Below are 7,233 nucleotides of genomic sequence, written 5' to 3' on the forward strand. Positions count from 1 at the left end.
GGCATGGGGCATGGGGCATGGGGCATGGAGAAGAAGTAATAAAGATTTACTGAATTTTTTTCAGAAATCAAATATGATTCCTATAGTTGCTTAAGTTCTTACTCTATTGCGTGTATGTTTTGCAACGGTTAGTATTTTTGCCCAAAAATAAAATCTTTTATAAACAAAAAAGCACTTGAGAGTTTTGCTTACTCAAGCACTTTCCCGTATAATTTATACTATTTCACATTTTATCTGTAACATTTAATATCCGCAATACTCTCTGTTAAGGGAGTATTGCGAAAGATAATTTGCGACAAACATTTGGTGAAATGGTATCACTCCTTGCACTCACTAAGAATATCTCTTCTGCAATAAAACGGGGAATCTAGTGAGTGACAGTTTATCAACTGAACACTAGTTAAAAACGACTTATCATGAATACTACCGCACAAAACCAAGCATAATTTGAGAAAATCTATGTGTAGAGTATAAAAAATTATAGCTGATCAACGACGTGATTTTCGTCTTTAGCTTCATGAAGGGAGTTAGTCGGTGATTTTTATTTGTTTATTTACCCACTCTTGAATTTACTACAAAAAATAACCTACATTGCCCTGGGGGAATCAGGCTTTAATATTTTTTAATGTTAAAAGTGGTTCCTCCAATTACTCCATCACAATTAACCGCAAGGGATCTAAACGCACATACCAAGGGAAAGGTTGGTCTTTTATAATCACCCATTTTTCCTTGAAAACTTCTGCTTGCAAATGGTAATCCTGAAGATTATGAGCAGGAGAATGTAGTTTTAAAAACAACGTCATGCGGTGTGGTGTTTCACTTGTGCGTACTAGCCAGCAAGGAAAGGTATTTTCGCAGGATGAATCTTTAGTAAATGTAATGTGATGGGCGCGAATTCCAATATGGGATGATTCCCTTTTGATTGGTTCAATAACTTGAAGGTTACAACTCCAGTCAACCGCTTCTACCTGCTGTAACGATTTGAGAACAGCATGAGAAAAGTTCTTACAGCCAGTTAGTTGGGCAACGCTTACAGTAGCGGGACGTTCAAAAATATCGTGTTTAGAGCCATAATGAATTGCTCTACCATGCTCTAATACCAACAGATTGGGGCAAATTCGGTAAGCTTCTTCCATATTATGGGTGACAAATAGAGTCACACCATGATAAGTAGCTAGAGTTGCCGTCATTTGCTGTTCTAATTGACTACGCAAGTGGGTATCGAGTGCAGAAAATGGTTCATCTAAAAGTAAGGCTTCTGGTTGATTAGCCAATGCTCTGGCTAAGGCTACCCGTTGCTGCTGGCCCCCAGAAATTTGATGCGGATAGCGATCGCCTAATCCCTGCAATTGCATGGCTATTAGTTGTTCTTCTACCTGTACTCGAATATCCCTAGCAGATAATCTCTTGGGTAAGCCGAAAGCAATATTTTGCGCCACAGTCATGTGCGGGAACAAAGCATAATTCTGCACTAAAAAACCGATGCGGCGATCGCGGCTTGGCAAATTAATTCCTTGTTCCGAGTCTAATAGTACTCTGCCATTCAAGACTATGCGCCCTCTAGTGGGCGTTTCTATTCCCGCAATGCAGCGCAGAATCATACTTTTACCTGCTCCAGAACCTCCTAATAATCCCAAGGGTTGTTCATTAGTATTAAAGGATACCTGGAGATGAAAACTCGGTAATTGTTTTTCAATGTCTACAAATAGCCCAGCCTTAGAAGAATGCTGAGTGCTGTTAGCGTAGCGGGGCATAGCCCGTGCTAAGTGACGAGTTCTATGTTCTGCTCCCTTGCTCCCCTTGCTCCCTTTTTCCCTAAATTCCTGCCAGAAGTTGACTGCAATAATTCCAGATAGAGAAATCACCATAATCGCGATCGCCCAAAACCAGGCTTCGTTCATTGCTCCAGCTTCTACGGCAAAATAGATTGCCATAGGGATTGTCTGAGTTTGTCCAGGAATGTTACCAGCCAGCATCAATGTGGCACCGAATTCACCTAAAGCGCGAGCAAAAGCGAGAGTCGTGGCGGCTATAATGCCAGGTAATGCTAAAGGAAAACTGATGCGCCAAAAGATTGTGGTGTTACTTGCGCCAAGGGTTTTGGCTACTCGTAGTAGATTACCATCTATCTGTTCAAAAGCTCCCAGTGCAGTTTTATACATCAGTGGCAAGGCAACAACTGTAGCTGCGATCGCTGCACCATACCAAGTAAAAACAATACTAAAGTTCAAAGACTCCATCAATTTCCCTGCTGGGCCATTTTTACCAAAAAATAGCAGCAACAAGAAACCGACTACTGTGGGTGGCAAAACCAGTGGTGCAATAAAGATACCCTCAATTAACGATTTGCCTTTGCCACGATATTCCAACATCCAGTAGGCAGCAGTGATGCCCAAAAAGAAGGTGATAAATGTTGCAAGCAATGAAGTTTTAAGTGATATCCACAGGGGCGATAAATCCAGTTGCATAACTTTGTGTAAAAGAATTGGTGTATGCAAACATTTGTTAGGACTAGTTCAAATTAACCCAATCAAAATTAATCTTTTATCAACTCTTAGCTAGCGTAAAACCTTGTTTATCAAACACAGTTTTAGCTCCACTGCCAAATATAAATTGCACAAAATATTTACTCTTGAAGGAGGCAGGAGGCAGGAGGCAGGAGGCAGAAGGTTTTTTTTTCACTTATAGGATTCAAACCCCTCCTGAAAAAGAGCCACCAAATTGAAAATTTGGAGGGGGTCTTAAACCCTTGCTCCCTCTGGTCGCGGCAGTATTGCTGAGGGCAGTTTTCCTCCAGCAAAGCTGCCCTCAGCAAGACTGCCTTCTTCGATAAAAGTAAGGATGCGTTGATTATTCATTTCCAGTATCTCAAGTCTTTTTCTCAGTCGTTCTATGTTTTACCAACTTTATACATACTAATTTGGTTAAATATAGATAAGATGAAAATCTTAAAACTGGACTTTAGCCTACAACTATTTCTGAATCAGCTTTTCAGCATGTTAGATAGAATACTACCAAAATAATTGGTAAATAGTAGCGATTACTACAATAAAATTTTTGTAAAAATTAGTGCTTGGTGACTTGGAAGTATGGATTTTACTTAATTAGGACTTACGCATTGACAGAGTGGTAAAATAGTGCAGTCGAAAATAGGTGTCGTCTATTTGTAGGTATTGAGCAATTGAGAGAAATCAGCAAACCCTCGACAGCACAATGTAATTTAGACCATTACACCTTGTTTTTGCTCTGGGAGCCAAAGTTTGGAGGGTGCAGTAGGTTATCAGAGATATTGGGAGATATCTCACATGACAGTGTGAACCGTTTTCTTTTGAGGGAAAGATATGAACCACAAGATTTATTCAACATTATTAAGCCTTGTATCAACTTGGCAGGAGGGATTATAAGTGTTGACGATACCGTAATAGAAAAGCTTTACAGCGATCCCGAATATGCAGAATTAGTAGGTTATTTTTGGTCAGGTAAATTTCATCGAACCATCAAAGGATTAAATCTAATTACACTGTTTTATAGCGATGCTCATGATAATTCAGTCCCAATAAATTACCGACTATATGATAAAAAAGAAGGTAAGACAAAGAATGAATATTTTCGGGAAATGGTGAGTGAAGTAATAGCATGGGGGATAAAACCAAAATTAGTAACAGGAGATAGTTGGTACTCAGGAGTAGAAAACTTAAAATTTCTAAAAAACCAGAAATTGGGTTTTTTGTTCGGAATTGAAAAAAACAGAACTGTTTCTAACGAGCCGCAGAAGTATTGTCAAGTAAGCTGCCTAGATATTCCTGATCAAGGTTTAATAACTCATCTGAAAGAATTTGGGTTCATAAAATTGTTTAGGAAAGACTTCAAAAAAGAAGACTCTAGACACTATATTTTATCTTTACCAGATGAGGAGAATTTGAAGCAGACTTCAAGATATGAATTTTTAATTATTCATGATACTCATTGGGAAATAGAAACCTTTCACAGAGCTATTAAACAAGTTTGTGGAATTGGTCGATTCATGGTGAGAGATAGTTGTGCAATTAAAACTCATATTTTTTGCTCTCTTCGAGCTTTTATTAAACTAGAGTTAATGCGGCAAAGAAAAATAATTAGTAATTGGTATGAATTACAAAGGAACTTGTTCATAAAAGTTATACGTGAGTACATTTTTGAGAACCTTATCGATGACAGTATTATATAAAATTCATCGCTGATGTCTTTTGTTAATGGGTAATTTACACTTGTTTGAGCATGGGCTGACTTGTCAGCACAGGCATGATCGCCAATACCTTGAAACGACCAAATATCGTTATCCATATAATAGCCAATTTGTACAGTGCGTAAGTCCTATTAATATTGCTCGCAATGGCTGCAATTAATGCATCTGGCTCTATCGGCTTAGCGAGGTGTCTCTAAAATCCTGCTGCGACGCGATCGCTTGTTGCTCATTAATTTCTCCAGCATAAGCACTCAAGGCAATTGCTAAGATATTTCCGCCTTGCTCTGATGGTAAGCTTCGCATTTATTTATGCGTTCTTAGTTGTTGCTACATCAGCTTAAGTTCCACGGTAAATGTAGCTCCCTGATCTTCACCAAAGCTTTCTGCTGGGAAAGAGCGATCGCCTCATCCCAGAAATGAGATATCTCAAAGCAACAATAAAAACCTACTGTACTATTTAAATTTGTAATAAGTTAGCGATCGCCTGCGGTAGCGGCAACACAATTACAACCAGCAAAGCCATTGCCAGCAATCCTAAAATGTCACGCCCGTTATCCAATTCAGTAACATCATTCAGCGCAGGTTCATCAATCAACGGTATGAACAATAAAATAATTGCCCATAATAAAAATTCATCCTGGACTAAAGAAAGTAGTAGCAATAACAAGCGAGAAATTTGACCAATTGCCATTGCAGTTCGTTGCCCAAACATCGCATGAACGATGTGACCCCCATCTAGTTGTCCCACCGGCATCAAATTCAATGCCGTGACGATCAGACCCAGAAACCCAGCTACTGCCAATGGATGCAAATCAATCGCTGATTTTGCCGTTAACTGACTGCCCAAAGCCAACTTCGAGAGCAACGCTAGTAAAATTGAATATTTAGGATTGAGGGTATCAGGGTTCAAAAGACCTGTTTTTTCAGTTAGGGGAACTACTTCTGAATGAGCCAAGCCCCACATTAGTAATGGCAAAGTTGCGATAAAGCCTGCAATTGGCCCAGCAATACTAACATCAAATAAAGCTTTGCGGTTGGGAATCGGACTACGCATCTGAATAAACGCGCCAAAAGTTCCCAAGAAAAAAGGCATAGGGATAAAGTAAGGTAGCGTGGAGCGAATTTTGTAAAATCTAGCTGTTAAATAGTGACCAAGTTCGTGGATGCCCAAAATAGTCATTAATCCTAAAGCATAAGGCAATCCCTTCAAAATAACAGTTGGGTTAGACTCAAATGTCGTCAGCTCAACACCAGCAATTTTTGCTCCCACCAAAGTAGTAGTGACCAAAGTAGCTGCTAGCAGCAGAAGTGCTAATCCTGGTCGAGTTAACCTTTCTGGATTGCGTCGTCCATTTTCCTCTTTAGCAGCTTTAATGTTAGGAACTAGTACAAAGAAGGGTTTGCCATTTAGACCTTCTTGAAAGATTAGCAAGAAGCGATCGCCAAATTGTGCTTCAACATTTGCTTTAATCTGCTGATAGGCATTGCTTGGCGTAGTTCGCAACTGGCCTCGGCACACCACCGCTTGTGGTCGATACTCAATGTTTTGGACGTAATATGTAGACCAGGGAAAACAATTTCGCAGTTGGGTTTCTTCTCTTGGCTCAATGGGACGCACTGGTGCTGGTTCTACTGTAGGATGGACGGCCGACTGTAATTCCGTCGATTCAGGTTCGGTCTGTGTGTCCCTTGGTGATCGACGTCCCCATTGAAACAATAGCCAGTATAATAGCAGACACACAACTGACGGCCAGATCAGCAGCGACGGCGGCGGCGGTTGTTTGGGCCCATACATCAGCGTCCATCCGCTTAACACAAATGCGGGTGTCATTAACACCAGCCATAATAACCATACTGGCGTTCGGGTGATGTGAGCAACACTACGCTGCACCATTAGATAAGTAGCTAGCCCCAGTAAGAGGAGAAACCAAAATGCCATGTTATCTTCAGTAATTTTGACAAAACATCTGCCCTGTAGCATGAGTATTACAACACTACCTACAAGGGATTCAAACCTCAATCTTTTCAACAACGGTTGATAGTGCTGGTTATCTCTCAAGTGTAATTCTTAAGAATTTCCACACTTTAACCTGATTATCCACAACTCCTGAGTTTCGGTTTTTCTCATGTCCCCCTTACCTCAACAGTCGAGTCACACAACTAAGCCACCACGGGTCGTGTTTTCAAACGAAGTCCAAGGGTTGGTTTCCTCTGATAGGAACTTCGCGCCAGAGAGCATTTTTGCCTTTCCACCCAATCGGGACACGTTAGGCGGAACCTCTTACTTTATTGTAAGAAATGAAGGCAATATCCTCATAGATTGCCCTGCCATAGAGCAAACAAATCAGGATTTTTTGCGATCGCATGGAGGCGTACGTTGGTTATTCCTCACTCATCGAGGTGCTATTGGCAAGACAGCAGAAATCCAACAAACCTTTGAAAGTGAAATTATAATCCAGGAGCAAGAAGCTTATTTATTACCAGGCTTAACCGTAACTACCTTTAGTCAAGAATTCACTCTCAATTCAACAATACAAGTAATTTGGACACCAGGTCATACTCCTGGATCATCTTGCCTGTACTACAGTGATCTTGGAGGTATATTGTTTTCTGGACGCCATTTAGTCCCCAACCAGCAGAGCGAACCAGTACCATTACGCTCAGCAAAAACCTTTCACTGGCCCCGACAAATTAAAAGTCTTCAGTTCCTCTTAAAGCGCTTTACACCAGAAACTCTTCAGTATATTTGTCCAGGTGCTAATACTGGCTTTCTCAGAGGCAAACGTACAGTAGATCAAGCTTATCAACGCCTCGCTTCCCTAGATTTAGAAGCTTTGCTTCAGATGCAAGCCCTACTTTAAATAAAGTGGGGATTTGGGGATTGGGCATTGGGGATTGGGCATTGGGCATTGGGCATTGGAGATTGGGCATTGGGCATTGGGGACTCGATACTAGGGACTGAGGAGCAAAAGAATAATTATCTTTCCCCATGCCCCATGCCCCATGCC

The 7,233-nt window shown here is 40.8% G+C and carries 5 protein-coding genes; 2 read left to right on the forward strand and 3 right to left on the reverse strand.

Going from position 1 to position 7,233, the window contains the following annotated elements; translation table 11 throughout:
- Positions 1-647: 647 nt before the first annotated feature.
- A complete protein-coding gene (gene modB / locus IQ246_RS28000; protein ID WP_194006557.1) occupies positions 648-2,468 on the reverse strand; it encodes a molybdate ABC transporter permease subunit in 1,821 nt (606 codons plus the stop codon).
- Between the two features lie 773 nt (positions 2,469-3,241).
- On the opposite strand from modB, the gene IQ246_RS28005 reads away from it, so the two are divergent.
- On the forward strand, positions 3,242-4,207 hold the full coding sequence (locus IQ246_RS28005) for a transposase (protein WP_194006560.1): 966 nt from the start codon (positions 3,242-3,244) through the stop codon (positions 4,205-4,207).
- A 189-nt stretch (positions 4,208-4,396) separates the two neighbouring features.
- Here the strand turns inward: IQ246_RS28005 and IQ246_RS31090 are convergent, their stop codons facing one another.
- On the reverse strand, positions 4,397-4,528 hold the full coding sequence (locus IQ246_RS31090) for a hypothetical protein (RefSeq protein WP_255515665.1): 132 nt from the start codon (positions 4,526-4,528) through the stop codon (positions 4,397-4,399).
- A gap of 154 nt (positions 4,529-4,682) precedes the next feature.
- Positions 4,683-6,164: a site-2 protease family protein gene (locus IQ246_RS28015; RefSeq protein ID WP_194006558.1), complete on the reverse strand. Its 1,482-nt coding sequence runs from the start codon at positions 6,162-6,164 to the stop codon at positions 4,683-4,685.
- 187 nt (positions 6,165-6,351) lie between these two features.
- Here IQ246_RS28015 and IQ246_RS28020 point away from each other — a divergent pair, with 187 nt between their 5' ends.
- Positions 6,352-7,086: an MBL fold metallo-hydrolase gene (locus IQ246_RS28020; protein WP_194006559.1), complete on the forward strand. Its 735-nt coding sequence runs from the start codon at positions 6,352-6,354 to the stop codon at positions 7,084-7,086.
- Positions 7,087-7,233 lie beyond the last annotated feature (147 nt).

The sequence above is a fragment of the aff. Roholtiella sp. LEGE 12411 genome (assembly GCF_015206995.1).
In the GTDB taxonomy this organism is placed as follows: domain Bacteria; phylum Cyanobacteriota; class Cyanobacteriia; order Cyanobacteriales; family Nostocaceae; genus Komarekiella.

Excerpts from the sequence above, each read along its gene's own strand:
- modB (WP_194006557.1), bottom strand. The coding sequence starts at position 2,468 with ATGCAACTGGATTTATCGCCCCTGTGGATATCACTTAAAACTTCATTG.
- IQ246_RS31090 (WP_255515665.1), bottom strand. The coding sequence starts at position 4,528 with ATGCGAAGCTTACCATCAGAGCAAGGCGGAAATATCTTAGCAATTGCC.
- IQ246_RS28015 (WP_194006558.1), bottom strand. The coding sequence starts at position 6,164 with ATGGCATTTTGGTTTCTCCTCTTACTGGGGCTAGCTACTTATCTAATG.
- IQ246_RS28020 (WP_194006559.1), top strand. The coding sequence starts at position 6,352 with ATGTCCCCCTTACCTCAACAGTCGAGTCACACAACTAAGCCACCACGG.